Genomic DNA, 24,443 nt, shown 5'->3' with positions numbered 1-24,443 from the left:
CTCAGGCGGCCTTGGCGGGCAGTCGGCTCAGGTGCAGGGCCACCAGCAAGGCCAGCGCCAGCAGGCTGCCGATGAACAGGCCGATACCGTTCCAGCCGGCCTGGTGCCAGAACACGCCGCCCGCCGTGCCGGCGACGCTCGAACCTGCGTAGTAGCAGAACAGGTACAGCGATGACGCCTGGCCCTTGGCCTTGAGCGCGCGGCGGCCGATCCAGCTGCTGGCCACCGAATGCGCGCCGAAGAAGCCGAAGGTGAATACCAGCATGCCGACGATGACCAGCGCCAGCGGGCTGGCAAGGGTCAGCAGCAGGCCCGCGGCCATCACCAGGATGCTGGCCCAGAACACCTTGCGCCGGCCCAGCTTGTCGGCCAGGGCACCGACCTGCGCCGAGCTGTAGATGCCCGAGAGATACACCACCGACAGCAACCCGACCAGTGCCTGGTTCATGTGGTACGGCTCGGCCAGCAGGCGGTAGCCGATGTAGTTGAACAGGGTGACGAAGGCGCCCATCAGCAAGAAGGCCTCGAGGAACAGCCAGGGCAGCCCGGCATCCCTGAAGTGCATGACGAAACCGTCGAGCAGGCTGCGCGGGTTCAGTGGCTGGGGGCGGAAGTTGCGCGACTCGGGCAGTACCTTCCAGAACACCAGGGCCGCCACCAGGGCTAGCGCGCCAATGACCAGCATCGCCGTGTGCCAGCTGACGAAGTCGATCAGCACCCCGGTGATCAGCCGGCCGCTCATGCCGCCGATGGCATTGCCGCCGATGTACAGGCCCATGGCCAGGCCGATGTGCTGCGGATGGATTTCCTCGCTGAGGTAGGTCATCGCCACCGCCGCCAGGCCGCTCAACGACAGGCCGACCAGCGCGCGGCTGGCCAGCACCAGTTGCCAGGTCGGCATCACGGCGCTGGCCAGGGTGGCCAGGGCGGCGCAAAGCAAGGCGAAGACCATCACCGGCTTGCGCCCGATGCGATCGGAGATCGGCCCGGTGACCAGCAGGCCGAAGGCGAGCATGGCGGTCGAGACCGACAGCACCAGGCTGCTCTGCGCGGCATTGATGGCGAACTCCTGGGACAGCAGCGGCATCATCGGCTGCACGCAGTACAGCAGGGCGAAGGTGGCGAAGCCGCCGCTGAACAGGGCCAGCACGGTCTTGATGAAGGCGGGGCTGCCCTTTTCGATCCAGATGTCGCCCAGGATGGGCTCGGGTTCGGCGGGCAGGGGGGCTACGGCGGATCTCACGGAAGGGTACCTCGGGCACGGGGCCGGTGCTGCGATGGGAAAAAGCATATAGCTGGCTAATAATTAGATCCAATATATTGTTCGACCTGTTTGATAGGTTTTACGACTTGATTGGAGCCCATCATGGAGCTGCGTCACCTGCGCTATTTCATCGCCGTGGCCGAGGAGTTGCATTTCGGTCGGGCCGCCCAGCAACTGGGCATTTCACAACCACCCTTGAGCCAGCAGATCCAGGCGCTTGAGCAGGAGCTGGGGGCGCGCCTGTTCGAGCGCACCAACCGTCGCGTGGAGCTCAGCGAAGCCGGACGGCTGTTCCTCGACGAAGCGCGCCTGGTGCTGGCGCAGGTGGACAAGGCCGCCGACGTGGCGCGCCGCGCGCAACTGGGCGAGCTGGGCGAGATGAAGATCGGCTTCACCTCGTCGGCGCCGTTCACCTCGAAGATTCCCAAGGCGTTGCACGCGTTTCGCCAGCGCTTCCCGGCGGTGCATCTGAACCTGCGGGAAATGAGCAGCCGCGAGGTGGCCGAGGCGGTGCTCGACGAGTCTATCGAAGTGGGGCTGATGCGGCCCATGCCGCTGCCGGAGGGGCTGCTGGTCACCGAGCTGTTGCGCGAGCCGCTGGTGGCGGTGATCAACGCCTCGCACCCGTTGGCGCAAGGCAGCGAACAGGGCCTGTACATGCAGGCGTTGGCCGACGAGCCGTTCGTGTTCTTCCCGCGCAGCTACGGCAGCGGCCTGCATGCGCAGTTGCTGAGCCTGGCGCGCGCGGCCGGGTTCAGCCCGCATTTCGCCCAGGAGGCGGGCGAGGCGATGACCATCATCGGCCTGGTGTCGGCGGGGCTTGGGGTCTCGGTGCTGCCGGCGTCGTTCCAGCGCATGCGCATCGAGGGCGTGGTGTACCGCACGCTGCTGGATGAGGCGGCGGTCACGGCGGTGTGGCTGGTGCAGCGCGAACGTGGCGGTTCGGCGATGGCCAAGGCTTTCGCCGAATTGCTGACGGGGCAGGTGGGCGGCCAGTGCTGACGCTTTCGCGGGTAAACCCGCTCCCACAGGGTGGCGCGTGTGGCTCAAGGTCAGCGCGCTCGCTGTAGGAGCGGGTTTACCCGCGAACACCGGCGTAGCCGGTGCCAGGCACCGCGCATCTTGCTTCACGGGTTCACCCGTGAAGCAAGATGGCTCACTTGAAGGCAGTGCCCTGCTGCGTGAGGTTCTGCGTATAGGCGTTGTTCAGCTGCTGCACGATGGCGCGATCCAGGTTGTACACCCAGCGGTTGTAGTTGCGGTGGATCTTGCCGTCCTTGTAGCCCAGCTCGCGGCTGTCGCGGTAGGCGATGCGGAACTGGCTCGGGCTGTAGTGGATGTCCACGGCGGCGTAGAAGGTGTTGCGCACGGTGATGTCGGCCTGGATCAGGCTTGGGCCGACATTGCGCGCGGTCCAGCCGCGCTCGGCGATGGCCTTGAGGATCGCCTGCTGTACCTGCGCCTGGCTGTAGTTGTGGTTGGCGGTCAGCTGCTCGGCCGGGTTGAGTACCGGCTTCGAGGTGCAGCCGGCCAGGCCGGTCAGTGCCAGGCCCAGGGCCGCGGCGCGAATCAATGGGGACATTCCTTGCTCTCCAGTCAGGGTGGGGGTGTCAGGGCCAGCGGCGGAAGATCAGCGAAGTGTTGACGCCGCCGAAGGCGAAGTTGTTGTTCATCACATGCTCGTGGCTCATGCCGCGGAATTCGCCGCGCAGGTAGTCCAGCTCGCCACAGCGTGGGTCGATGTCATCGAGGTTGAGGGTGTGCGCGTAGCGGTCGCTGTTCATCATCTCGATGCTGAACCACGACTCCAGCGCGCCGCAGGCGCCCAGGGTATGGCCGAGGAAGCTCTTCTGCGAGCTGATCGGCATGCCCGGCCCGAACAGGCTGCTGGTGGCCTGGGTCTCGGCGATGTCGCCCTGCTCGGTGGCGGTGCCGTGGCCGTTGACGTAGCCGATCGCTTCGGGCGGCAGGGCGGCATCCTCCAGCGCCAGCTCCATGGCCCGGCGCATGGTGGCCTGTTCGGGACGGGTGGTGTGCTGGCCATCGGCGTTGCTGCCGAAACCGACGATCTCGGCGTGGATTCGCGCGCCGCGCGCCAGCGCGTGTTCCAGCTCCTCGAGCACCAGCATGCCGCCACCCTCGCCGATCACCAGCCCGTCCCGGCCACTGTCGTACGGGCGGGGGCTCAGGTGCGGGGTGTCGTTTTTCAGGCTGGTGGCGTACAGCGCGTCGAACACCATCGCCTCGGTGGGGCACAGTTCTTCGGCGCCGCCGGCGAGCATCAGCGGCAGGCGGCCGTACTTGATCGCCTCGTAGGCGTAGCCGATGCCCTGGCTGCCGCTGGTGCAGGCGCTGGAGGTGGGGATCAGGCGCCCGGTCAGGCCGAAGAAGATACTGATGTTGGCGGCGGTGGTGTGCGGCATCATGCGCACGTAGGAGTTGGCGTTGAGGCCGTCGGCCACCGAGTTGAGCAGCATGTTGCCGAACGCCTTGATCTCGTCGGTGCTACCGGTGGAGGAGCCACAGGCCACGCCCATGCGCCCGTCGCGAATGCTCGGGTCGTCGAGCAGGCCGGCGTCGGCCAGGGCGCGCTCGGCGGCGGCCACGGCCAGGCGCGATACCCGGCCCATGCTGCGCAGCTGCTTGCGGGTCCAGTGGCCGGGCACCTGGAAGTCATCGATCGGCCCGGCCAGGCGTGTGTTCAGTTCCTCGAACCGGTCCCACTCGTGCATGCGGCGGATGCCGCTGCGCTGGCCGGCGAAATGCCCGGCGATGGTCGCCCAGTCGTTGCCCAGGGCGGTGAGGCCGGCCATGCCGGTAACCACGACGCGACGCATCAGCACAGCCCTCCGTTGACCGCCAGCACCTGGCGGGTGATATAGGCCGCCTCGGGCGACATCAGGAAATTCACCGCGCCCGCCACTTCTTCGGGCGTGCCCATGCGTCCGGCCGGGATCATCTTCAGCAGCTCGTCGACCGGCACATGCTCGTCGAGCATGGCGGTGTCGATCAGCCCGGGAGCCACGCAGTTGACGGTGATGCGGCGCTTGCCCAGCTCGATGGCCAGGGCCTTGGCGGCGCCAATCAGGCCGGCCTTGGAGGCGCTGTAGTTGACCTGGCCACGGTTGCCGATCAGCCCCGACACCGAGGTGATGCAGACGATGCGCCCCGGTGCGCGGCGGCGGATCATCGGCATGCTCAGTGGCTGCAGCACGTTGTAGAAACCGTCGAGGTTGGTGCGCATGACCTGGTCCCAGTCTTCGTCGCTGAGCGCCGGGAAGGCGCCATCGCGAGTCAGGCCGGCGTTGCACACCACGCCGTAGTAGGCGCCGTGGGTCTCGACATCGGCTTCGAGCACGGCCCGGCAGGCGGCGCGGTCGGCCACGTCGAACTGCAGTACCCGTGCCTGGCGGCCCAGCGCCCGGATTTCGACGGCCACGGCATCGGCCTCGGCGCGGCCGCTGCGGCAATGCAGCACCAGGTCGAAACCGGCGCGGGCCAGGCGCAGGGCAATGGCCCGGCCGATGCCTCGGCTCGAGCCGGTGACCAGGATGGTGTCAGTCATGGGAGGGCTCCTCTGGGTCCGCCTCGGCCAGGTAGCTGGCCACTTGCGGTGGGCGGTAGACATTCAGGCGGGCGCTGGCATGGATGCCGGGGCCGCGCAGGTGGCATTCGAACACGCCCATGCCGTTCTCGTCTTCGAGCGAGCGCAGGGCGTGGATGTGCAGTTCGCTGCCGACCGGGAAGTGCTCGACATCGCATTCGTACTTGCGGGTACCCAGCAGGAAGCCCAGCTCCACCGGTTGGCCGTTGCGACGGGCGCGGCAGCCGGCATAGGCGGCCACGCTCTGGGCCATCAGCTCGACGCCCAGCCAGGCCGGCAGGCTGCCGTCGGCGCGATTGAACAGGCCGCCAGGGCGCACCGTGGCACGGGTGTGGATCTGCTCCTGATCGCAACTGTCGATCCGCTCGATCAGGATCATGTCGCCGGCGTGGGGCAGCAGTTCGGCCAATGGCCAGGGGATCATGGGGTGTCTCCGAGAATCAGGCTGACGTTGTTGCCGCCGAAGGCGAACGAATTGCTCATCAATCGGCGTGGCCGCCGCGGGTCGAGGCGCTGGTTGCCGTCGACCAGGGCCAGGGCCGGCAGCTGCGGATCGCGCTGGCCGTCCCAGATGTGCGGTGGCAGCAGGCCCTGTGGGTTGTGCCCGCTCAGGCTCAGCCAGCAGAAGGCCGCTTCCAGGGCGCCGGCGGCGCCGAGGGTGTGGCCGGTCATCGGCTTGCTCGACGAGCAGGGCAGCGTGCTGCCGAACAGGCTGTGCACGGCCAGGCTCTCCATGGCGTCGTTGTGCGGCGTGGCGGTGCCGTGCAGGTTCAGGTAGTCGATCTGCGTCGGCGCGAGGCCGGCATTGTCCAGTGCTTTGCCCATGCACTGCAAGGCGCCGGCGCCGGTCGGGTCCGGCGCGGAAATATGGTGCGCATCGGAGCTGGCGCCGGCGCCGAGCAGGGCGATGGAGGGGCCTTGGCGGTTGCGTTCGCGGGTCATCAGGAACAGCGCCGCGGCCTCACCGATGTTGATGCCGTCGCGATTGACCGAGAACGGGTTGCAGCGTTGCTCGCTCACCGCTTCCAGGGCACTGAAGCCGTTCAGGGTCAGGCCGCACAGGCTATCCACGCCGCCGCACAGCACCGCGTCGCACAGCCCTTGTTCCAGCAGGCGGCGGGCGCTGAGCAGGGCCCGGCCGCTGGAGGTGCAGGCGGTGGAGATCACATAGGCCGGGCCGCTCAGTTGCAGCCAGTCGGCGAGGAAATTGGCCGGTGCGCTCAGCTCCTGCTGATCGTAGCGATAGTGCTCGGGGAACTGCCCGACCTGCAGGTAATGGGCGATGCCCGCGCTGGCTTCGGCGATTCCAGAGGTGCTGGTGCCGAGAATGACCGCGATGCGCTGTGGGCCATGCTCGGCGATGGCCTGGCGAATGGCCGGCTCGATCTGCAGCGCGGCGCTGTACAGCAGCTGGTTGTTGCGGCTTTGCCAGTCGGCCAGCGGCAGCGTCGGCAGCTCGCCGCTCACTGCGCCGACCGGGGGTTGGCGTCCGGGGATCCAGCCAGCCTGGTGGCGCATGCCGGAGCAATCGCCGGCGAACAGGCGGGCAGCCACTTCGGCCTGGCTGCGGCCGAGGGCGCAGACCAGGCCCAGGGCATTGAGATAGGCGGTCATGGCGTGGTCTCGCTGGGCAGTGGGTCGATTACATAGCGCAGGCCCTGGCCCAGGTTCAAGTCGAAGCGGTCGCTGGCCCGATAGGTGACCTGCCAACGGTCGTCGAGCCAGCGCCGCTCGCCTTGCTGGCGGGCCTGGGGATACAGCTGTGGCAATTGCCTGGCCGGGGTCAGGGCGAACAAGATGGCGGCGAACAGCTCGCGGGCCTCGGGGTTGGGCGGCAGCAGGCCGTCGGCCTGCCAGCGCTGGCCATCGAGCAACTGGCGGGCCTGGGGGATGCCCAGCAGGTCCAGCAGCGACCAGCGCAGGCGGTCCTCTTCACGCTGGATCACCAGCAGCCAGTCCTGGCGCTGCCCGGCCTGCTCGCGGGCCACATGCAGTTGCTGCGGCAGGGTCAGTGCCGGCAGTTGCGCGGGCAGCGGCGTGCGCGCGGCGCAGGCGCCGAGCAGCAGGCACAGGGTCATCGCCAGCAGTGCTTTCATGCGCGCTCCAGGGGCTTGCGCGCCACCACGTTGACCAGCGTCTCCTCACGCTGGCCGACCGCTGGCGGCTTGCGCAGGCCGAGACGTTCGAGCAGGCCGAAATCCTTGGCCCGGCTCCACCACAGGTAGGGGTACGAGACGTTTTGCGGGCCGAACTCGAAGCCTTGCTCGCGGAGCATCTGCAAGTAGCCTTCGGCGCTCTTCTGCACGTGCATGGGGTGGCGGAAGAACCAGCGGATCACCCAGGTGTCGATGTAGGCCTCGGTGGACTCGGCGAACAGCAGGTAGCCACCGGGCTTGAGCACGCGATGGAACTCGGCCAGGGCCTTTTCCTGCTCGACCAGGTGGTGGAAGGTCTGGTGGCAGAACAGGATGTCGACGCTGGCATCCGGGTACTGCAAGTGGGCGCAGTCACTGCCGTGCAACTCCACCTCGATGCCCAGGCGTCCGGCTTCGGCGGCGCTGAGCTCGAGGCTGTGCGGGTCGGCGTCGGTGCCGAGCAGGCGCGACGGGGCGAACACCCGGTGCAGGTGCTTGAACGACTTGCCCTGGCCGCAGCCGGCATCGAGCAGCACCGGGGCCTGGGGTGGTTCGCCGTCGAACAGGCGACGCAGGTCGTCGATGGCCACGCGCAGTACGTGGTGCTGCCAGGTGTGGCTGCTGAGGAAGCGAAAACCAATACGGGTTTCCTCGACATAGGTGTCGCTCAGGTAGGGCTGCTGGCTCATGCCGGTTCCCTCGCGCACAGTTCGGCCAGGGTGCGCAGGCGCCGCCGGGGCTCGGCGACGAATGGGTTGCGGTTGTCCCAGGCGTAGCCGGCGAGGATCGAGCTGATCATGGCGCGGATCTCCGGCGAGCTGCCGGGGTGGTAGATCACGTCCTGGAAGCCGCCGTCGTACCAGCCCTCCACATATACCCGGAAGGTGTCGACGCCGCGCTTGAGCGGTTCGGCGAACTCGCGCTGCCAGTCCACCGCTTCACCCAGCAGCTGGCGGTGCAGCACGCCGGCGGCCATGCTCGCCGAGCGCATGGCGATGGTCACGCCCGAGGAGAACACCGGATCGAGGAACTCGGCGGCGTTGCCGAGCAGGGCGAAGCCGTTGCCATGCAGGCATTTGACGTTGGCCGAGTAGCCGCCGATGGTGCGCGCCGGGGTGTCCCACACCGCGTTGGCCAGGACCTTGGACAGGCTCGGGGTCTGCGCGACGAAGTGTTTCAGGCACAAGTCCAGGTCGGACGGCGCCTCGGCGAAGCGCTCGGCGGCGGCGACCACGCCCAGCGAGGTGCGGCCATCGCTGAACGGGATGGTCCAGAACCAGATATCGCGGTGTGCGGGGTGGGTGGTGATGAGGATCTTGTCGCGGTCGAAGCCGGGATGGTCGATGCGGTCCTCGACATGGGTGAACACCGCCTGGCGCACCGGGAAGTTCGACGGCGCCTCCAGGTCGAGCAGGCGGGGCAGCACCCGGCCATAGCCACTGGCATCGAGCACGAAGGTGGCCTGCACCTGGTACTCGCTGCCATCTTCGCGGCGCACGCGCAGCAGGGGCTGCGCGCCGCTCATGTCGGCGCTGACGATCTCCTGCTGGTAGCGGATCTCCACGCCCTGGGCCTCGGCCTGGTCGGCCAGCAGCTGGTCGAAGCGCGCGCGCTGGACCTGGAAGGTGCTCGGCTTGCCCTGGGTGAAGGTCTGGCCGAAGTCGAAGTGCGTGTATTCGTCGCCCCAGGCGAAGGCCGCGCCGTTCTTGTGCTGGAAGCCCGCGGCCTGCAAGGCCTCGAGCATGCCGGCTTCCTCGACGAAGTCGAGGCAGTGCGACAGCAGGCTCTCGCCGATGGAGAAGCGCGGAAAACGCTGGCGTTCGATGATCAGCACGTCATGGCCCTGGCGCTTGAGCAGCGCGGCGGCGATGGCGCCGGACGGGCCGGCACCGATCACCAGGACCTGGCGTTGTTGCAGTTCAGTGTTCGGCATGAGGCCTCCTTGCCGGGGAAACAGACGTAAGGGGTAGACGGTGCAGGCCCGCCAGCGCGGGCATCAGGGTGGCGACCAGGCTCATCAGCATCAGCGCGAAGTACAGCGCCGGACTGATCAGCTGCTGGGACAGCAGCAGGTTGAGAAAGACGATTTCGCTGAGGCCGCGGATGTTCAGCAGCAGGCTTTCGCGCCATTTGCTGGCGCCGGCGAACGACGGCGCCGCCCAGCTCAGGCCGAGCCAGTTGCCGAGCAGCTTGCTGAAGATCGGCAGCGCCAGCAGCGCCGCCAGCTGCCAGGCGTCGAAGCCCTGCAAGGCATGGTGCGCGTCGATCTGCACCACACCGTAGGTGAGGATCAGCGGCACCGCGAAGCCCTGTTGCAGGCGGCGGCTCCAGGCCTCGGACAGTGGCAGGCGCACCGGCACTTCGAGCCACGCCAGGCACCCCAGGTAGCCGATGCCGAAGATCAGGGCATTGAGCTTGTAGTGTTCGGCGCCGAACAGCAGTAGCAGGAACAGCAGGCCGTAGGCCTTCGGCGCGCGCAGGCCGAGGGCGTATAGCGGCAACGGCAGCAGCGCCGCCAGCAGTGGCAGCGCCAGGCTGGCGGGCTGCAGGCTGCCCTGGCCAAGGCCCAGCAGCAGCCAGCACGCCAGGTCGATCAGGATCGCCGCCTGCAGCAGACGGCGGCTGGCGCTGGGCGGGTAGTCGATGGCGCGCAGGTACAGGTACAGCACCGGGATCGCGGTGATGGCGAACACCAGGCCCAGGGCCAGCGCGCTCACCCCGCCCAGGTCGAGCAGCCACACCGCGCAGCCCAGGCCGCAGGCGAACGGCACCAGGAAGCTGGGCAGGGCGAGCTTCAGCGCCTCGCGGTCGGGGCGCAGTTCCACCACGTCGCCGAGGATATGCCCCAGCAGCAGGGCGAAACTGCAGCCGTAGAGGATCTTCAGCCAGGCCGGGGCCACCAGCGCGGGACCATCGATTTGCCAGTGCGGCTCGATCCACAGGAGCATGAGCACCGGCAGCACCAGGGTCGCCAGCAGCAACTGGCTGACGATCGGGATCAGCCCCAGGCGCTTGCCCAGGGCGCTGGCCAGCGCATACAGCGCCAAGGCCAGGGCCCAGAATGACAGGACGGTCATGGTTGCTCGTGCGCTCCATCGCCAGAGGCGGCCCAGGGCGCCAGGAGGAAACTGAAGGCCAGGCCCAGGCTCACCGCCAGGCCGAAGTTGCTCACCGCCGGGGTGCTGGACAGTGCCAGCAGGCCGAACGACAGCCAGGTGGTGAGGGCGGCGAGCAGGGTGCCAAGCAGGCTGACCGCGGCGCCGCCGATGCGCTCGTGCATGAGGATCGCGTAGTCGACGCTGATGGCGGTCACCAGCAGCAGGCCGAACAGGCTGAACAGGGTCAGTGGCTGACCGAGCCAGCCTAGGCTGGCCAGGCTGCACAGCGCCGCCAGCAGTGGCAGGGCGACGATGCGCAGCGAGCCGCGCAGGCCGAACGGCAGCACCAGCAGCACCAGGATCAGCGCGCAGGACAATAGCTTGAGTTCGGCGGCGCTGACCTGGGTGGCGGCGAACAGCTGGTTCAGCTCGCCGAGCCGGTCCACCAGCTGGACGCCCTCCAGGTCATCGACCTGCAGGCGCAGCAGGGCCGCGTCGGCCTGGCCTTGCAGGCTGACGATCGCCGCCACGCCATCGCCGTCCTGGCCCAGCCACAAGGGGCGCCAGGCTTCGCCGAGCGGGCCGGCCAGCACCTGGTCGATGGTTTGCGTGGGCAACTGCCCCAGCCGCGCGAGTTCTTCGTCCAGGGCGGCCTGGGGGACCCCCAGGGCCAGCAGCGGTTGCCAGTGTGCGGGCAGGTTGGCCAGCGCCTGGCGCGTACGCGCCTGTTCGGCCGGGCTGGCGATGAGCTGGCCGAGGCTCATGTAGCCCTTGAGCTTGTCCAGGTCGCGCAGCTCGCCGAGCTTGACCGACAGCCCTTGCAGGCGTTCGAGCAGCTGTTGCTGGTCGGCGCCGCGCACCAGGTAGAACTGGCTGGTGGGCTGGTAACCGGTGATGCGCGCCACCGCCTGCGCCTCTTCGAGCAACTGAGGCGGGCTACCGACCCATTGGCGAATGTCGTTGTGGGTCTCGAGGCGCCACAGGCCCGCCGCGCAGAACGCCAGCAGCAGCGCCAGCAGCGCGCCACCCGGCACCTTGCGCAGCAGGCGCTGGCGCCAGCCGGTGAGGATTTCGGCGACCCGCAGCGGCCACTGCGCCGGGCGCAGTGCGACGCCGCCCAGCAGCGCCGGCAGCAGGCACACCGCGCACAGGTAGGCGCCGACCAGGCCGGCGGCGGAGAAGGCGGCGATCTGGGTCAGCGCCGGGAACGGCGTGAAGGCCAGCGCCAGGTAGCCGATGCAGCTGGTGGCCAGGCTCAGGCTCATGCCCGGCAGGGTCAGGCGTACCGCGGGCCAGCTGCGCCAGGGCCGCAGGCTCCAGCTTTTCGACAGGTAGTGCAGGGGATAGTCCACCGCCACGCCGATCAGGCTGGAACCCAGGACCAGGGTCATTACATGCATCTGGCCGAACAGCGCCACGCACACCACCGAGCCGAACAGCATGCCCACCAGGACCGGGACGAAGGCCAGCAGCACGCGCCAGCGGCGAAACGCCAGCAGCAACAGCAGGAGAATGCCCAGGGTGGCGCCACCGCCGACCCAGGTGATCTCGCGGCTGGCCTGCTGTTGGCCGGCGGCGGCGTGCAGCAGGCCGCTGGCGGCCAGCAGCCGCGCGCCTTGCTGTTCGGCCTGCGCGCGGCCATCGGCCAGCAGCCCGGCCACCTGCAGCGGCAACTGCAGGTCGAAGGCATTGCCCAGCGTGCGGGCGCGCAGCAGTACCCAGTGGCGACCGTCGGCCTCGGCGACCAGGGCGCCGCTGGCAGTGTCCAGGGTGACGTTGGCAGGCTTGGGCTGGCTGTTCTGGATGCGCCCGGTCAGGCCCAGCCAGTCGTCCTGGCTCGGCACCAGGCTGAAGCCGGCGAAGGGATCGAACAGGCTCTGCACGCGCTGCTCGATGAACGCGTCGGGGTGATCGCGCAGCTGCTGGCGATCCGCTGTCGAGAGCATTGCCAGACGCCCCTGGAGCAACTGTTCGCGCACGGCGCCAAGGTCGGTCTGCACGCTCCACTGGACTTTTTCGAACAGCCCGCTGGCCTGCCACTGGCCGGCCAGCCGCTCGGCCAGAGCCAAGGCCTGCTGGCGATCGGCATGGCCGACCAGTACCAGCAGTTCGCGGTTGAGCGGTTCCTGCATGCGCTGCTCGGCGCGCTCCACCAGCGGGTCATGGGTGGCGCCGGGGACCAGGGTCATCAGGTCGGCCGACAGCGGCGCGCCGCGATGCCATTGCCAGCCGGCGACGGCGAGCATGACCAGCAACAGGGCCAGGAACAGGCGGGGCAACAGACGTTCAGTCGGCAAAGTCGCTGCGCTCCGCATCGCTCAGCGCTGGGGCGCCGCTGCTTTCGGGCAGACGCAGCACGGTGCTGTCGCCCTGGGTTTCGCTCAGCTCGATGCGTTCGACGAAGCGCCCGCCACTGATGTCGATGCGCTCGAACACTTGCTTGAGCAGCAGTGAGCGGGGCGTCAGGCGCAACTGCCAGTGCGTCGCGTCGCCCGTCAGGTTCAGCTCGAAGTCGCGTTGCAGGCCGCTGCTGTCACCCTGCAGCACGGCGAAGAACAGGCGGTTCTGCTGGGCCCCGGCACTGTGGCTGGGCAAGGTCTGCCAGCCGCTCGGGTCGCGGCGGGCGATGCCGTCGGCGGCGATGCGGTAGTCCTGGCGCAGCGGGGTTTGCAGCAGCCAGAGCAAGCCATGGTCGCGGGCCAGGACGAAGCGGCCTTTGCTCAGCAGCGGCTGGGGCAGGGCGCGCAGGTGTTTCTCCTGGATGAACGGGCCTTTGACCACGGCGGGTTCGCTGAGCTGCTTTTGCAGGTCGTCGAGGGTGAAGGCCTGGGCCAGGGGGCTGATGAGCAGCAGCAACAGGGTGAGCAATGCCGGGACCTTCGCGGGTAAACCCGCTCCCACAGGTTTTGCGCTGCCCGTGGGAGCGGGTTTACCCGCGAAGAGGCCGGCAATGCCAACGCAGAGACCGCGGCTCATGGCAGCACCTTGGCGACGGCATCTAGCATCGCCTGGGGCGAGGCCAGCTGCATCTCTCCGCTTTCGATATGCACCGCCACCTGCACGGTGCTGGCGCGGGTCATGCGTTCACCGGTGGTGGCGTCGCTGATCAGGTAGTGGATCTTCAGACGATTCTCCCACTCCACCAGGCTGGCGCGCACGGTCAGGCGCTGGCCAAAGGTGGCGCCGCGGATGTAGCGCAGCTGCAGGTCGATCACCGGCCACGCGTAGCCGCTGGCCTGCATCCGCCGGTAGTCGTGCTCCAGGCGGTCGAGCAGCGCGCAGCGGGCGACTTCCAGGTACTTGACGTAGTGGCCGTGCCAGACGATGTGCATGCTGTCGACGTCGAAGAACGGGACGACGATCTCGCTGTCGACGTGGAACACCCCGGGGTTACGCATGCAGCCTCCAGTGGCGCTGGCCGATGCGTGCCAGGCACAGGCGCAGGTCGTGTTCCAGGGCGCGGTCCTCGGTGACCGGCGCGAAATCCTCCAGCAAGGCCGTATGCATCTGCGCCAGGGCCGGTGGCAGGGCGTGCGCGTCGGCCAGGCGCTGGCGCAGCCAGACACCCTGGTTGGCGGCCAGCAAGGTAGCGGCGGCGACCTGTTCGGTCAGCTCCAGCACGCGCAGGGCATCGCGGGCGGCGATGGTGCCCATGCTGACCTTGTCCTGGTTGTGGCACTCGGTGGAGCGGGAGAACACGCTGGCTGGCATGGTCTGCTTGAGCGCCTCGGCGGTCCAGGCGCTGGCGCCGATCTGCACGGCCTTGAAGCCGTGGTTGAGCATGGCACGCTCGGGGGCGGCGCCGGACAGGTTGCTCGGCAGGCCGTGGTTGTAGCGCACGTCCACCAGCAGCGCGAGCTGGCGATCGAGCAGGTCGGCGACGTTGGCCACCAAGGTCTTCAGGCTGTCCATGGCGAAGGCGATGTGTCCGCCGTAGAAGTGCCCGCCGTGCAGCACGCGCTCGGCGTCGCCGTCGATGATCGGGTTGTCGTTGGCGCTGTTCAGTTCGGTCTCGATGAAGCCGCGCAGCCAGCCCAGGCTGTCGGCCAGCACGCCCAGCACATGGGGCGCGCAGCGCAGCGAGTAGCGGTCCTGCAGGCGGTGCAGGGGCGGCAGCGGGGCGTCGATGGCCAGGTCCTGGCGCAGCCAGGCGGCGACCTGGGTCTGGCCGGGGTGTGGCTTGGCGGCGAACAGGCGCTCGTCGAAATGCTCCGGGTTGCCCTGCAGGGCGATGACGTTGAGCGCGGTGATGCGCGTCGCCAGCTTGAGCAGGTAGTCGGCGCGGGCGTAGGCCAGGCAGGCCAGGCCGGTCATCACCGCGGTACCGTTCATCAGCGCCAGGGCCTCCTTGGGCCGCAGCACCAGCGGTTGCCAGCCCAGTTCGCGGTGTACGTCAGCGCTGCCGCGCCGCTCGCCGCGGTACATCACCTCGCGCTCGCCGGACAGCGTGGCGGCCACGTACGACAGCGGCGTCAGGTCGCCGCTGGCGCCCACCGAGCCTTCCTCGGGGATCAGCGGCAGGATGTCGTGTTCGAGGAACTGCTGCAGGCGCTCCAGCAGCACCAGGCGCACCCCCGACACGCCGTGGCTCAGCGAGCGCAGGCGGGCGGCGAGCACGGCGCGGGTGGCGGCGGCGTCGAGCAGCTTGCCCAGGCCGCAGCCATGGAAGGTGTAGAGGTGGCGCGGCAGGGCCTCGACGTGCTCCAGCGGCACGGCGACCACGCAGGAGTCGCCGTAGCCGGTGGTCACGCCGTAGATCACCCCTTCCTTGTCGAGCAGGGTGTCGAGGAAGCGCGCGCCGCGTTCGATGCGCTCGCGGTAGGCGGTGTCGCCGTCCAGCCGTGCCGAGGCCCGGCGCTCGGCCAGGGCGAGGACGTCTTCGATCGCGAGCGGCGACTCGCCGAACGTTACAGGCTCATGCGGATGCATCGTCATCGGTCTTCCAGAAAGGGTAGAAATTGAACCACTGCAAGGGCGCCTGGCTGCAGTAGTGGCCCAGGCGCTGGGCATAGCGCGCCGCCCACTCGGCGATCACCTGGTCGCGCTGGCCGCGCCGCCACTGCACGCGCTCGGCGAAGGGCTCGAGGGTGACCCGGTAGCGACCCTGGTGCTTGAGGCAGAACAGCAGGTTGAGCGGGCATTCGAGCATGCCGGCCAGCAGCCACGGGCCTTGCGGGAAGGCGGCCGGGTGGCCGAGGAAGTCCACCTCGACCGTGCGCGCGCCGTGCAGGGGCACGCGGTCGCCGGCGATGGCCAGCCACTCGCCGCGCTCCAGGCGCTCGGACAGCTGCAGCATGACCGCCGGGTCCAGCTCGCTGACCTGGATCAGGCGCAGGTTGCTCGCCCCTGCCTCGCCCAGCAGGCGATTGAAGCGCTCGGCGTGGCGGGTGTGCACCAGCACGTTCATGGTTACCTGCTCGCCGAGCTCGGCCAGGGCGCGACACACCTCGAGGTTGCCCAGGTGCGCGCCCACCAGCATCTGGCCGCGCGCGCCGCGCAGCTGCTGGCGCAGTTGCGCCGGGTCGTCGATCTCGATGTCTTCCAGGCGCAGCTTGCCGTTCCACACGTCGAGCTTGTCCAGCAGCGCCTCGGCAAAGGCCATGAACTGGCGGAACACCCGCCACTGGCCAGGCATCGGCGTCTGTCCGCCATTCCACTGGGCGAGCCGCTGCTGGTACTGCCAGGCACTGCGCCGGGCGCGGCGACCGAACAGGAAGAAATAGGCGACGATGGCATGGATCAGCGGGCTGAGCAGGCGTCGGCCGAGCAGGCGCACCAGGGTGGCGGTCAGCTTCATCAGCCAGAAGCTGCCGCGCTCCTGGTGCTCGGCCCAGTGCCTGGGCTGCTGGCTCATGCGCGCCACCTGCGCCAGAGGATCAGCGGCGCGCGCAGGAGCATGCCGAAGAACAGCTTGGCGTGCATCTTGGAGATCAGCGCGTTGTCGTGGAACAGGCGAAAGTGCGACAGGCCGTCCTGCGGGTAGTGGACCCGGGTCGGCAGCCAGTGCATCGGCTGGTTGCGCCAGGCCAGGCGCACGAGGATTTCCGGATCGAAATCCATGCGCCGACCGAGGGCGACGCTGTCGATCAGCGCCAGGGTCGCGGGCAATGGATAGACCCGGAAGCCGCACATGGAGTCGGGGATGCGCAGCGACAGGCTGTTGATCCAGACCCAGACGTGGGTCAGGTAGCGTGCATACAGGCGGCCCTTGGGCACGCTGGCGTCGTACTGCGGATAGCCGCACACCAGCGCCTGCGGGGACGCCTGCGATTGTTCCAGGAAGCGGCTGACGTCGGCCAGGTCGTGCTGGCCATCGGCATCCACCTGCAGGGCATGGCTGAAGCCCAGGCGCGCGGCTTCGCGCAGCCCGGCCATGACCGCGCCGCCCTTGCCCTGGTTGACCGCGAGGGTGACCAGATGCACATCGGCCTGTGCCGCCAGCTGCCCCAGTACCAGGGCGCAGGCCGGGTGGCTGGCGTCGTCGACCAGCACGCAGGGCAGGCCGGCACGGCGCAGGTCGGCGACCACGGCGGGCAGCGCCTGTTCGTGGTTGTACACCGGGATCACGGCGCAGGGCTTATGCACTCGCCACCTCCAGCAGGATTCGACCACTGGAGCAGGGCTGCCCGGCGCAGGTGTAGGCGAAGTACAGCTTGCCGCGCTCGCGGTCGAAGCGCAGGGTCAGGGTCAGCTCGTCGCCGGGGCGCACCAGCTGCTGGAACTTGAGCACTTCCATGCCGGCGAAACGGCCCTGGATGCCAAGCCGCTCGCCAGCCAGGGCGATGGCCCAGTCGACCTGCACCACGCCTGGCAACACGGGCGTGCGCGGGAAGTGGCCGGTGAAGCAGGCCAGGTCCACCGGCACGGCCAGGCGCAGATGCGTCTCGTCCTGTTCGCGCCGCAGCTCCAGCACCTCCGGTGCCAGGTTGCGCGGGGCGAGCAGCAGCGCCTGGAGGGTGGCCTGGGGCAGTTTGCCCTGGGCGTTGAGCGGCATTTGTCGCACCAGCCGCCAGCGCCTCGGCAGGGCCAGGGCTTCGCAGTGTTCGGCCATGTGCGCGCGCAGGCCCTGCACCAGCGCCCGGCGTCCCTGGTTGCGCAGGGCATGCAGGCCGCTCGGCGAGAGCACCAGCACGGCCCCGAGGTAGGCGCGGCCTTCCTCGATCATGCCCAGGCGCGCTTCGCCGACCCAGGCGTGAGCACCCAGGGCGTGCTCCAGCATGGGCAGGGACACGCGTTTTTCCTCCAGCTTGACGATGCGATCGAGGCGACCGAGCAGGCGCAAGCGCCCATCCTCGGTCAATTCGGCGGCATCGGCGCTCTGCTCGACATGGCCGTCGGGCAGGTAGGGCGAGGCGATGCGCAGGGCGCCGTGTGCGTCCAGGCTCAGGCGGACGTCGGCGAACGGCTGCCACAGCGCTTCGCCCTGGCGCCAGGCGATGCCCCCGGTCTCCGAGCTGCCGAGGATTTCCGTGGGCCACTGGCCAAGGCGCTGGTGCAGGCGCTCGGCGGCGTCGGCGGGCAGTTCGCCGCCGGAGGAGAATACCTTGCGCACGGGTTGCAGGGCCGGCCAGTCGAGGTTGTCGCCCATGCGCTTGAGCAGCGCCGGGCTGGCCACCCAGGCGAATACCGGGTGCTCACGGCTGGCGCGTTGCAGGTCCTCGGGGAAGGGCAGTTGGCGGCGCTCGAAACCGCGCCCGGCGCACAGCGGCCAGAGCACGCGGAACAGCAGGCCGTAGATATGCTGGGTGGCGACGCTGCCAATGATCCAGGCATCGCCCAGGGCGCTGCCCCACAGGCGTTCGAGGGCGTTCACCTCGTTGGCCAGCTGGCGCAGCTGCTTGTCGATGCGCTTGGGCTCGCCGCTGGAGCCGGAGGTGCACAGGCTGACGCGGCACTGCGCCAGGTCGAGGTCGGCGGCAGGCAGCGGTTCGGCCAGCAGGGCCTCCAGGGCGGTGTCACCGGGCTGCTCGCTGAGCCACAGGTCGACCTGGCCGCCCCAGCGTTCACGGGTGCCTGGCTGCAGGTCGCTCGGCAGCAGCACCTCGGCCCCGGCGCGCCAGGCGCCGAGCAGGGCGATGGCCAGTTGCGCGGCATCCTCCAGGTAGATGGCCAGGCGCGTCACGCCGCGCTGGCGCAGGCCGCCGGCCAGGCGCAGGGCCTGCTGGCACAGCTGGGCGTGGTCCAGCTCGGGTGCCTGGGTCACCTGGCGCGGCGCATCCAGCGGGCGCAGCAGGTGTTCGAGGTTGATCCAGCTCATGGGCGTCCTCGCACACGTTGTCGTATCAGCCATTCGATGGCGAACAGCAGGCCCATCGCGACATAGGCGATCAGGCCGTTGTACAGGGTCCACCAGCTCAACGGCGCCCACAGGGTGAGGCCGGCGGCGATCAGGCCGTTGAGCAGGAAGAACAGGCTCCACGCCTGGGTGACCCGGCGCGTGTAGCGCACGGCCTTGGGCGGTAGCTCAGAATCGCGCAGGCGGGCCAGGCGTTCGGCCATGGGCATGCCGCGCAGCAGGGTGGCGCCGAACAGGGCGAGCATGAACGCGCTGATCAGCACCGGATACCAGCGCAGCAGCTGCGGGCTGTCGGACAGCCCCAGCAGGGCGCAGAAGGCCAGGGCGGCCACGGCCATCCACAGGCTGCCAGGGCGGCGCGGCGCGCTCAGGGCGCGGGCCAGCCACAGCGCGCCGAGCAGCAGGGCGAACTGCCAAGGGGCGAAGTGGCCCATGCCGAAATGCACCGCGAAGGGGTACAGCACCCCGGCCAGCAGCAGGCCGAGGCCGATCAGGCCCTTCATGCCGCGGGATTGACCAGGCGGTACACGGCTTCGACCACGTCATTGACGGTGCGCACCGACTTGAAGTCATCGGCGGCGATCTTCTTGCCGGTCTGGCGCTTGATGTGGTCGATCAGGTCGACCGCGTCGATGCTGTCGATTTCCAGGTCCTGGTAGAGGTTGGACTGCAGGCTGATGCTCGCCGGCTCCAGTTCGAACAGCTCGACCAGGGCGTCGCGCAGGATGTTGAAAATGTCTTCGCGGGTTTGCATGGTGCGGTCTCAGGCGGCCTTGCGGGCAGTGACGAACGCGGCCAGGGCGGCCACGTTGCTGAAATGGTTGCGGGTGTCCTTGGCGTCGGCGTCGATCTTGATGCCGTAGCGTTTCTGGATCGCCAGGCCGAGTTCGAGAGCGTCGACCGAGTCCAGGCCCAGGCCTTCGCCGAACAGGGTCTGGTCGTCGGCGATGTCCTCCACGCCGATGTCCTCGAGCCCCAGGGCGTCGATGATCAGCTGCTTGAGATCACGGTTGAGGTCTTGTTGTGGCGCGCTCATTGGCGGCGAGCTCCTTGATGTAGTGCTGGTGCAGGTGGTCGTTGAGTTTGCGCGAGGCCTGGGGCGCCGGCCCCTGTGCCGCGAAGGCCTGGGGGTCGATGTCGGCGCCGACCCGCAGGGTGAAATGCACGCGGCGGGCGGGAATGCGGTACCAGGGCTCATGCTTGGTCAGGGTGGTGGGGCTGACCTGGATGGTCACCGGGGTGATGATCTTCGCACCGCGCAGGGCGATGGCGGCGGCCCCGCGATGAAAGGTGGGGGGCTGGCCGGGCGCGGTGCGCGTGCCTTCGGGGAAGATGATCAGCGGCTGGCCCTGCTGCAGCGAGGCCACCGCGGCATCGAGCATGTCCATGCTGCCGTCGTTGCCGATGTACTGGGCCTCGCTCACCGGGCCGCGGGTGAACGGGTTGTCGAACAGGCTCTGCTTGACCACGCAGTTGGCCTGGCGCACGAGGCCGATGAGAAACACCACGTCGATCAGCGAGGGGTGATTGGCGATGATCATCTGCCCGGGACGCCCCAGGCGCTCGGCGCCTTCGATCCGATAGGTGAGCACGCCGACGGCGTGCATGAAGCGCACGAAGCGCCAGAACAGCCAGCCGATGGTGTGGCGGGCGCGCTGGCGGTGGCGTTCGGCGCCGCCGGGCAAGCAGGCGAGCAGGGGAAACACCAGCACGCGCAGGGCCAGGCCGCCCAGGCCGAACAGCACGAAGCTCGCGGCGGTCGCCAGCAGTCGCCAGTAATAGGCGTCTCGCGTGCGGCTCACGGTTGGCGTTGCCAGTTCCATGCTCGGCGCTTCCATGTGTGGGTGAAGGAATCTCGGCCGCTCAGCGAGGCCTGCAGCCAGCTCAGGGCGTGGGGCAGGGGCGCCGTGGCGGAGGTGGCCGCCTGGCCAGGGGTCAGTTGCCATTGCATGCCCGGGGTCAGCAGCAGGCCCAGGGCATAGGCGAAGGGCACGTCGTCGATCCAGGGGCTGTAGGCTTGCGGAGGCAGCTCCTCGGCCACCACCAGAAGCACCGCCGGGGCGCCTTCGCCCAGCAGTGTCGCCGCTTCGAGCAGGCCATGCTCGAAACCATCGCCGGCCGCGGCCAGGGCGGTCATCTCGCAGGTCGAGCCGCGCAGGATCGACCACTGGCCGATCACCGCGTTGTGCACCGACAGGCTGAACTGGGTGGGCGACAGTGGTTGCGCGGCGGCCAGCTCGCTGAGGATCGAGAAGGTGCGCGGGGTCTCGCCGTGACGGGAGACGAACACCAACGGCAACCGCTCGTGCCCTTCGGCCAGCGGCCAGCCCACGGCGAAGGCCATGCGCGCCAGGTGGCTGAGGCGACGGCGTTGCATGGCGGGCAGGAACGAGACATCGGGAGCGGCCCCGTCCTGATGCGGCTGCAACTCGCCGTGGGCCCATGCCTGCCACTGGGCGGAGGTTTGCAGGCCGGGGGCCCAGGCGCGCCATTGGCTGATATCGAAGCTGATCATGATGAATATGACGTTCGCGTCTGCTGTGTGCCCTGAAGGATTTCCTTGCCGTGGGAATGATCCCTGGCCACCAGCCTTGCAGGGGAGCGCATGGGCGAGTGGCGGGCATTATCCCGGTGACCGGGGTGCGTATCAATCCGCATGGTGGCAATCAGACAATCGCCGCACGCATGTGCACCATGTCTGGCTATCCATATGTGTGATTTCCGACAATCGGTTGGCTATACAGTGTCGGATGCAATCGCCACAACTTGAGCGAAGAACGCTGGCCATTGACGCCTGGTCGCCACATACTCGGGCATTCGTTGATACACGGAGGTCTGACATGCGGCGCGTGGTGTTCAATCAGAAAGGTGGCGTGGGCAAGTCGAGCATTGCCTGCAATCTCGCGGCGGTCAGCGCCAGTGAAGGCTATCGGACCCTGCTGATCGACCTGGATGCCCAGGCCAACTCCACTCAGTACCTGACCGGGCTGACCGGCGACGACATCCCCATGGGCATCGCCGACTTCTTCAAGCAGTCGCTGTCCAGCGGGCCGTTCGCCAAGAAGAACAAGGTCGATATCTACGAAACCCCCTTCGACAACCTCCATGTGGTCACCGCCACCCCGGAGCTGGCCGACCTGCAGCCCAAGCTCGAGGCCAAGCACAAGATCAACAAGCTGCGCAAACTGCTCGACGAGCTGGACGAAGATTACGAGCGGATCTACATCGATACGCCACCGGCGCTGAACTTCTATGCGGTTTCAGCGCTGATCGCCGCCGATCGCGTGCTTATTCCCTTTGATTGCGACAGCTTCTCGCGCCAGGCCCTGTACGGCCTGCTGGCCGAGATCGACGAGCTCAAGGAGGATCACAACGACGAGCTGGTGGTCGAAGGCATCGTGGTCAACCAGTTCCAGTCACGCGCCAGCCTGCCGCAGCAGATGCTCGACGAGCTGCTGGCCGAGGGCCTGCCGGTGCTGCCGGTGTACCTGGGCAGTTCGGTGAAGATGCGTGAATCCCACCATGCCAGCCTGCCGCTGATCCACCTGGAGCCACGGCACAAGCTGACCCAGCAGTTCGTTGAGTTGCATGATTTGCTGGAGCGTAGTGCGTGAGGGCTTGCAGGGGTTCGGCGAAAGTTTTGCAGCGCCCATGAGATCGAGCGCCGCCCGCGCGGCGCATCGCGACGCAAGGCCGCTCCTACATTTGTTGCAACGTGCCGAACATGTCAGGCCATGGTTGCCCGCCTTGGCGCATGTCTTGAGACAGGTGAGGCGCCAGTGGTGCCCACACTGAAACCGCGTCGTACCCACAAGGCGGACCCGGTAATGGCACAGGATTGACTGGCCCGAAACAGATGTAGGAGCGGCCTTGCGTCGCGATGCGCCGCGCGGGCGGCGCTCGATCTGCTAGGCGCTGCAAAACTTTCGCCTAGCACCTGTCAGCCCTGACGCGCCCCCTCAAACCCCTTGCCCACGCAACCATTCCAGCAACGACTGCAACGGAAACGCCCCAGCCTGGCGCGCCACTTCACGGCCATTCCTGAACAGGATCAGGCTGGGAATCGAGCGGATGCCCAGCTGCCCGGCGAGGTTGCGGTTGGCCTCGCTGTCGAGCTTGGCCAGGCGGCAACGGCCGCTGAGCTGACGGGCGGCCTGCTCGAATACCGGGGCGAAGCTCTTGCACGGGCCGCACCAGTCGGCCCAGACATCCAGCAGCAGCGGCAGGTCGCCCTTGATCTGGGCGGCGTAGGCACCCTCATTCAGTTCGAAGGGCTGAGAGAGCAGCACGTCCTGCTTGCAGCGGCCACATTTGGGGCTGTCGCCCAGGCGCTCGGCGGGCAGGCGGTTGAGACCATTGCAATGGGGGCAGGGGATTACGAGTGGGTCAGCCATGTAGCTCTCCTAGAGGGCATCGTGGGAGAGGCGGTGCCCTCTCCCGCAGAAGGGGATGGTCATGATGAACAGCTGATCTCCAGGTGCTTGCCCCACTCCGGTGGTCGCTCGGCATACGCCTGCATCCCAGGTTGTTCCTCGAACGGCCTGCCCAGCACCTGATGCAGCCGCCGCACTTCACTGTAGTCGCCGCCCTCGGCGGCTTCGATGGCCTTCTGCGCCAGGTAGTTGCGCAGCACGTACAGCGGATTGACCGCATGCATGCGCTCACGACGCCCTTCGGCATTGCCTGGCTCGCGCTCGCAGCGTGCCAGGTACTCGGCGCTCCAGGCGTCGAAGCCGGCCAGGTCGATGAATTCGTCGCGTATCACCTGCAGGGCCTGGGCCACGGGTTGCTCGCCCAGGCGACGGAAGAACAGGGTGTAGTCCACGCCGCCGCGCTGCATGCACTGCAGCAGGCGCTCGACCAGCGCCATATCGTCGTCCTCGGCCGTGGTCAGGCCCAGGCGGCGGCGCATCAGGTCCAGGTAGTGCGCCTGGTACAGGGGCAGGAACAGCCCCAGCGCCTCCTTCAGCGGCTCGACCTCGATCACCGTGGTCAGCGCCTGGGCCAGGGCGCTGAGGTTCCAGTGGGCGATCGGCACCTGGTTGGCGTAGCTGTAGCGTCCCCGGTCGTCGGAGTGGTTGCAGATGAAGTTGGCGTCGAAGTCGTCGAGGAAGGCGTAGGGACCGAAGTCGAAGGTGATGCCGAGAATCGACATGTTGTCGGTGTTCATCACCCCATGGCAGAAGCCATAGGCCTGCCAGCGGGCGATCAGCTCGGCGTTGCGCTCGACGATGCTGCGGAACATGGCCAGGTAGGGTTGTTCGGCGTCGCGGCACTCGGGGTAGTGCTGCTCCAGTACATGGTCGATCAGCTCCCGCTGCTGTTCCGGCTGTTTCGTGTAGTAGAAGTATTCGAAGTGGCCGAAGCGCACGTGGCTCTGGGCCAGGCGCAGGAGCATGGCGGCGCTTTCGCGGGTTTCGCGCCATACCGGGGTGCTCGAACCGATCACGCACAGCGCGCGGCTGCTGGGGATGCCCAGGGCGTGCAGGGCTTCGGAGGCGAGGAACTCGCGGATCGACGAGCGCAGCACGGCGCGGCCATCGCCCATGCGCGAGTAGGGGGTCTGGCCGGCGCCCTTGAGGTGCAGGTCCCAGTGCTCACCGGTATCGTTGAGCACTTCGCCCAGCAGCAGGCCACGGCCATCGCCCAGGCGCGGGTTGTAGGAGCCGAACTGGTGGCCGGAGTAGACCATGGCCCGTGGGTCGGCCTCTTCCCACAGCTTGGCGCCGCTGAACAGCTCGGCGAACACCGGCAGGTCGGCCTGGGCCGGATCGAGGTCGAGCAGGGCCATGGCCGCTTCGCTGGCGACGACCAGGCGTGGGTCGGCAATGGGGTCGGGCAGGACCTGGGTGGAAAATGCGTCGCCGAGTTGGGCGAAGCGGTTGTCGAAGGTGAGTTGGTCGAGGGACTTCACGGGGCCTGCTCCTGGATTCGATGCCATTGGGGCCGCTGTGCGGCCCTTCGCGGGTAAACCCGCTCCCACAGGGATCGCGCTTGCTCTGTGGGAGCGGGTTTACCCGCGAACGAGGGCGAAGCCCTCGCCGGC

26 protein-coding genes are annotated in these 24,443 nt (G+C 68.3%); 2 read left to right on the top strand and 24 right to left on the bottom strand.

The window, feature by feature from the left end; all coding sequences use genetic code 11:
- Position 1 precedes the first annotated feature (1 nt).
- Positions 2-1,243, bottom strand: a complete 1,242-nt coding sequence (locus N5D48_RS01490; RefSeq protein ID WP_279880334.1) for an MFS transporter — start codon at positions 1,241-1,243, stop codon at positions 2-4.
- Positions 1,244-1,366: 123 nt separating this feature from the next.
- Between N5D48_RS01490 and N5D48_RS01485 the strand changes: the two genes are divergently transcribed.
- On the top strand, positions 1,367-2,266 hold the full coding sequence (locus tag N5D48_RS01485) for a LysR family transcriptional regulator (protein WP_279880332.1): 900 nt from the start codon (positions 1,367-1,369) through the stop codon (positions 2,264-2,266).
- 154 nt (positions 2,267-2,420) lie between these two features.
- Here N5D48_RS01485 and N5D48_RS01480 read toward each other — a convergent pair whose 3' ends face one another.
- The 21 genes from N5D48_RS01480 to N5D48_RS01380 form a co-directional block, all read right to left on the bottom strand.
- Positions 2,421-2,846, bottom strand: coding sequence for a hypothetical protein (locus tag N5D48_RS01480; RefSeq protein WP_279880330.1), 426 nt, complete (start codon positions 2,844-2,846; stop codon positions 2,421-2,423).
- A 28-nt stretch (positions 2,847-2,874) separates the two neighbouring features.
- A complete protein-coding gene (locus N5D48_RS01475) occupies positions 2,875-4,101 on the bottom strand; it encodes a beta-ketoacyl-ACP synthase (RefSeq protein ID WP_279880328.1) in 1,227 nt (408 codons plus the stop codon).
- Positions 4,101-4,829, bottom strand: coding sequence for a 3-oxoacyl-ACP reductase FabG (fabG, locus tag N5D48_RS01470; RefSeq protein ID WP_279880325.1), 729 nt, complete (start codon positions 4,827-4,829; stop codon positions 4,101-4,103). The genes N5D48_RS01475 and fabG overlap by 1 nt, the downstream gene beginning before the upstream one ends.
- Entirely contained in the window at positions 4,822-5,292 is a 471-nt protein-coding gene (locus N5D48_RS01465) for a hotdog family protein (protein ID WP_279880324.1), read from the bottom strand. The genes fabG and N5D48_RS01465 overlap by 8 nt, the downstream gene beginning before the upstream one ends.
- A complete protein-coding gene (locus N5D48_RS01460; protein WP_279880322.1) occupies positions 5,289-6,482 on the bottom strand; it encodes a beta-ketoacyl-[acyl-carrier-protein] synthase family protein in 1,194 nt (397 codons plus the stop codon). Before N5D48_RS01460 ends, N5D48_RS01465 begins: the two co-directional genes overlap by 4 nt.
- Positions 6,479-6,964 carry a hypothetical protein gene (locus N5D48_RS01455; RefSeq protein WP_279880319.1) on the bottom strand — a complete coding sequence of 162 codons (486 nt, stop codon included), beginning with the start codon at positions 6,962-6,964 and terminating at the stop codon, positions 6,479-6,481. The genes N5D48_RS01460 and N5D48_RS01455 overlap by 4 nt, the downstream gene beginning before the upstream one ends.
- Entirely contained in the window at positions 6,961-7,692 is a 732-nt protein-coding gene (locus N5D48_RS01450; RefSeq protein ID WP_279880317.1) for a class I SAM-dependent methyltransferase, read from the bottom strand. The genes N5D48_RS01455 and N5D48_RS01450 overlap by 4 nt, the downstream gene beginning before the upstream one ends.
- On the bottom strand, positions 7,689-8,936 hold the full coding sequence (locus tag N5D48_RS01445) for an NAD(P)/FAD-dependent oxidoreductase (protein ID WP_279880314.1): 1,248 nt from the start codon (positions 8,934-8,936) through the stop codon (positions 7,689-7,691). Before N5D48_RS01445 ends, N5D48_RS01450 begins: the two co-directional genes overlap by 4 nt.
- The gene (locus tag N5D48_RS01440) at positions 8,923-10,080 is read right to left on the bottom strand and encodes a sodium:proton antiporter (protein WP_279880311.1); all 1,158 of its coding nucleotides are present in this window, start codon (positions 10,078-10,080) and stop codon (positions 8,923-8,925) included. Before N5D48_RS01440 ends, N5D48_RS01445 begins: the two co-directional genes overlap by 14 nt.
- Positions 10,077-12,416: a hypothetical protein gene (locus tag N5D48_RS01435; RefSeq protein WP_279880309.1), complete on the bottom strand. Its 2,340-nt coding sequence runs from the start codon at positions 12,414-12,416 to the stop codon at positions 10,077-10,079. Before N5D48_RS01435 ends, N5D48_RS01440 begins: the two co-directional genes overlap by 4 nt.
- Positions 12,388-12,969, bottom strand: a complete 582-nt coding sequence (locus tag N5D48_RS01430; protein WP_347881604.1) for an outer membrane lipoprotein carrier protein LolA — start codon at positions 12,967-12,969, stop codon at positions 12,388-12,390. The genes N5D48_RS01435 and N5D48_RS01430 overlap by 29 nt, the downstream gene beginning before the upstream one ends.
- 104 nt (positions 12,970-13,073) lie before the next feature.
- Positions 13,074-13,499, bottom strand: coding sequence for an acyl-CoA thioesterase (locus tag N5D48_RS01425; protein WP_279880307.1), 426 nt, complete (start codon positions 13,497-13,499; stop codon positions 13,074-13,076).
- The gene (locus N5D48_RS01420; RefSeq protein WP_279880305.1) at positions 13,492-15,036 is read right to left on the bottom strand and encodes an aromatic amino acid ammonia-lyase; all 1,545 of its coding nucleotides are present in this window, start codon (positions 15,034-15,036) and stop codon (positions 13,492-13,494) included. The genes N5D48_RS01425 and N5D48_RS01420 overlap by 8 nt, the downstream gene beginning before the upstream one ends.
- Complete coding sequence (locus N5D48_RS01415) at positions 15,017-15,955, bottom strand: glycosyl transferase (RefSeq protein WP_279880302.1); 939 nt, start codon at positions 15,953-15,955, stop codon at positions 15,017-15,019. Before N5D48_RS01415 ends, N5D48_RS01420 begins: the two co-directional genes overlap by 20 nt.
- The gene (locus N5D48_RS01410; protein WP_279880299.1) at positions 15,952-16,686 is read right to left on the bottom strand and encodes a glycosyltransferase family 2 protein; all 735 of its coding nucleotides are present in this window, start codon (positions 16,684-16,686) and stop codon (positions 15,952-15,954) included. The genes N5D48_RS01415 and N5D48_RS01410 overlap by 4 nt, the downstream gene beginning before the upstream one ends.
- Positions 16,679-18,358 carry an AMP-binding protein gene (locus N5D48_RS01405; protein ID WP_279880297.1) on the bottom strand — a complete coding sequence of 560 codons (1,680 nt, stop codon included), beginning with the start codon at positions 18,356-18,358 and terminating at the stop codon, positions 16,679-16,681. The genes N5D48_RS01410 and N5D48_RS01405 overlap by 8 nt, the downstream gene beginning before the upstream one ends.
- Positions 18,355-18,900 (bottom strand): hypothetical protein, encoded by a 546-nt coding sequence (locus tag N5D48_RS01400; RefSeq protein WP_279880295.1) that lies wholly within the window; start codon positions 18,898-18,900, stop codon positions 18,355-18,357. Before N5D48_RS01400 ends, N5D48_RS01405 begins: the two co-directional genes overlap by 4 nt.
- Positions 18,897-19,151, bottom strand: coding sequence for an acyl carrier protein (locus tag N5D48_RS01395; RefSeq protein WP_279880292.1), 255 nt, complete (start codon positions 19,149-19,151; stop codon positions 18,897-18,899). The genes N5D48_RS01400 and N5D48_RS01395 overlap by 4 nt, the downstream gene beginning before the upstream one ends.
- Before the next feature lie 9 nt (positions 19,152-19,160).
- Positions 19,161-19,433: a phosphopantetheine-binding protein gene (locus N5D48_RS01390; protein WP_279880289.1), complete on the bottom strand. Its 273-nt coding sequence runs from the start codon at positions 19,431-19,433 to the stop codon at positions 19,161-19,163.
- Positions 19,402-20,220 carry a lysophospholipid acyltransferase family protein gene (locus tag N5D48_RS01385; RefSeq protein WP_279880286.1) on the bottom strand — a complete coding sequence of 273 codons (819 nt, stop codon included), beginning with the start codon at positions 20,218-20,220 and terminating at the stop codon, positions 19,402-19,404. The genes N5D48_RS01390 and N5D48_RS01385 overlap by 32 nt, the downstream gene beginning before the upstream one ends.
- Positions 20,196-20,912 carry a beta-ketoacyl synthase chain length factor gene (locus N5D48_RS01380; RefSeq protein ID WP_279880283.1) on the bottom strand — a complete coding sequence of 239 codons (717 nt, stop codon included), beginning with the start codon at positions 20,910-20,912 and terminating at the stop codon, positions 20,196-20,198. The genes N5D48_RS01385 and N5D48_RS01380 overlap by 25 nt, the downstream gene beginning before the upstream one ends.
- A gap of 325 nt (positions 20,913-21,237) precedes the next feature.
- On the opposite strand from N5D48_RS01380, the gene N5D48_RS01375 reads away from it, so the two are divergent.
- Positions 21,238-22,011 carry a ParA family protein gene (locus N5D48_RS01375; protein ID WP_028688427.1) on the top strand — a complete coding sequence of 258 codons (774 nt, stop codon included), beginning with the start codon at positions 21,238-21,240 and terminating at the stop codon, positions 22,009-22,011.
- A gap of 345 nt (positions 22,012-22,356) precedes the next feature.
- Here the strand turns inward: N5D48_RS01375 and trxC are convergent, their stop codons facing one another.
- Both trxC and selO read right to left on the bottom strand, forming a co-directional pair.
- Positions 22,357-22,791, bottom strand: coding sequence for a thioredoxin TrxC (trxC, locus tag N5D48_RS01370; protein WP_279880278.1), 435 nt, complete (start codon positions 22,789-22,791; stop codon positions 22,357-22,359).
- A gap of 59 nt (positions 22,792-22,850) precedes the next feature.
- On the bottom strand, positions 22,851-24,311 hold the full coding sequence (selO, locus tag N5D48_RS01365; RefSeq protein ID WP_279880275.1) for a protein adenylyltransferase SelO: 1,461 nt from the start codon (positions 24,309-24,311) through the stop codon (positions 22,851-22,853).
- Positions 24,312-24,443 lie beyond the last annotated feature (132 nt).

The sequence above is a fragment of the Pseudomonas sp. GD03858 genome (assembly GCF_029840925.1).
Lineage (GTDB): Bacteria > Pseudomonadota > Gammaproteobacteria > Pseudomonadales > Pseudomonadaceae > Aquipseudomonas.
This window is presented reverse-complemented; position numbering and strand designations above follow the sequence as displayed.

What these genes read in the sequence shown, in the direction of transcription:
- N5D48_RS01485 (WP_279880332.1), top strand. Translation starts at nt 1,367, where the DNA reads ATGGAGCTGCGTCACCTGCGCTATTTCATCGCCGTGGCCGAGGAGTTG.
- N5D48_RS01385 (WP_279880286.1), bottom strand. Translation starts at nt 20,220, where the DNA reads ATGGAACTGGCAACGCCAACCGTGAGCCGCACGCGAGACGCCTATTAC.
- N5D48_RS01380 (WP_279880283.1), bottom strand. Translation starts at nt 20,912, where the DNA reads ATGATCAGCTTCGATATCAGCCAATGGCGCGCCTGGGCCCCCGGCCTG.
- N5D48_RS01405 (WP_279880297.1), bottom strand. Translation starts at nt 18,358, where the DNA reads ATGAGCTGGATCAACCTCGAACACCTGCTGCGCCCGCTGGATGCGCCG.
- fabG (WP_279880325.1), bottom strand. Translation starts at nt 4,829, where the DNA reads ATGACTGACACCATCCTGGTCACCGGCTCGAGCCGAGGCATCGGCCGG.
- N5D48_RS01415 (WP_279880302.1), bottom strand. Translation starts at nt 15,955, where the DNA reads ATGAGCCAGCAGCCCAGGCACTGGGCCGAGCACCAGGAGCGCGGCAGC.
- N5D48_RS01465 (WP_279880324.1), bottom strand. Translation starts at nt 5,292, where the DNA reads ATGATCCCCTGGCCATTGGCCGAACTGCTGCCCCACGCCGGCGACATG.
- N5D48_RS01450 (WP_279880317.1), bottom strand. Translation starts at nt 7,692, where the DNA reads ATGAGCCAGCAGCCCTACCTGAGCGACACCTATGTCGAGGAAACCCGT.
- N5D48_RS01460 (WP_279880322.1), bottom strand. Translation starts at nt 6,482, where the DNA reads ATGACCGCCTATCTCAATGCCCTGGGCCTGGTCTGCGCCCTCGGCCGC.
- trxC (WP_279880278.1), bottom strand. Translation starts at nt 22,791, where the DNA reads ATGGCTGACCCACTCGTAATCCCCTGCCCCCATTGCAATGGTCTCAAC.
- N5D48_RS01375 (WP_028688427.1), top strand. Translation starts at nt 21,238, where the DNA reads ATGCGGCGCGTGGTGTTCAATCAGAAAGGTGGCGTGGGCAAGTCGAGC.
- N5D48_RS01455 (WP_279880319.1), bottom strand. Translation starts at nt 6,964, where the DNA reads ATGAAAGCACTGCTGGCGATGACCCTGTGCCTGCTGCTCGGCGCCTGC.
- N5D48_RS01390 (WP_279880289.1), bottom strand. Translation starts at nt 19,433, where the DNA reads ATGAGCGCGCCACAACAAGACCTCAACCGTGATCTCAAGCAGCTGATC.
- N5D48_RS01445 (WP_279880314.1), bottom strand. Translation starts at nt 8,936, where the DNA reads ATGCCGAACACTGAACTGCAACAACGCCAGGTCCTGGTGATCGGTGCC.
- N5D48_RS01400 (WP_279880295.1), bottom strand. Translation starts at nt 18,900, where the DNA reads ATGAAGGGCCTGATCGGCCTCGGCCTGCTGCTGGCCGGGGTGCTGTAC.
- N5D48_RS01440 (WP_279880311.1), bottom strand. Translation starts at nt 10,080, where the DNA reads ATGACCGTCCTGTCATTCTGGGCCCTGGCCTTGGCGCTGTATGCGCTG.
- N5D48_RS01435 (WP_279880309.1), bottom strand. Translation starts at nt 12,416, where the DNA reads ATGCGGAGCGCAGCGACTTTGCCGACTGAACGTCTGTTGCCCCGCCTG.
- N5D48_RS01395 (WP_279880292.1), bottom strand. Translation starts at nt 19,151, where the DNA reads ATGCAAACCCGCGAAGACATTTTCAACATCCTGCGCGACGCCCTGGTC.
- N5D48_RS01420 (WP_279880305.1), bottom strand. Translation starts at nt 15,036, where the DNA reads ATGACGATGCATCCGCATGAGCCTGTAACGTTCGGCGAGTCGCCGCTC.
- N5D48_RS01425 (WP_279880307.1), bottom strand. Translation starts at nt 13,499, where the DNA reads ATGCGTAACCCCGGGGTGTTCCACGTCGACAGCGAGATCGTCGTCCCG.
- N5D48_RS01475 (WP_279880328.1), bottom strand. Translation starts at nt 4,101, where the DNA reads ATGCGTCGCGTCGTGGTTACCGGCATGGCCGGCCTCACCGCCCTGGGC.
- N5D48_RS01480 (WP_279880330.1), bottom strand. Translation starts at nt 2,846, where the DNA reads ATGTCCCCATTGATTCGCGCCGCGGCCCTGGGCCTGGCACTGACCGGC.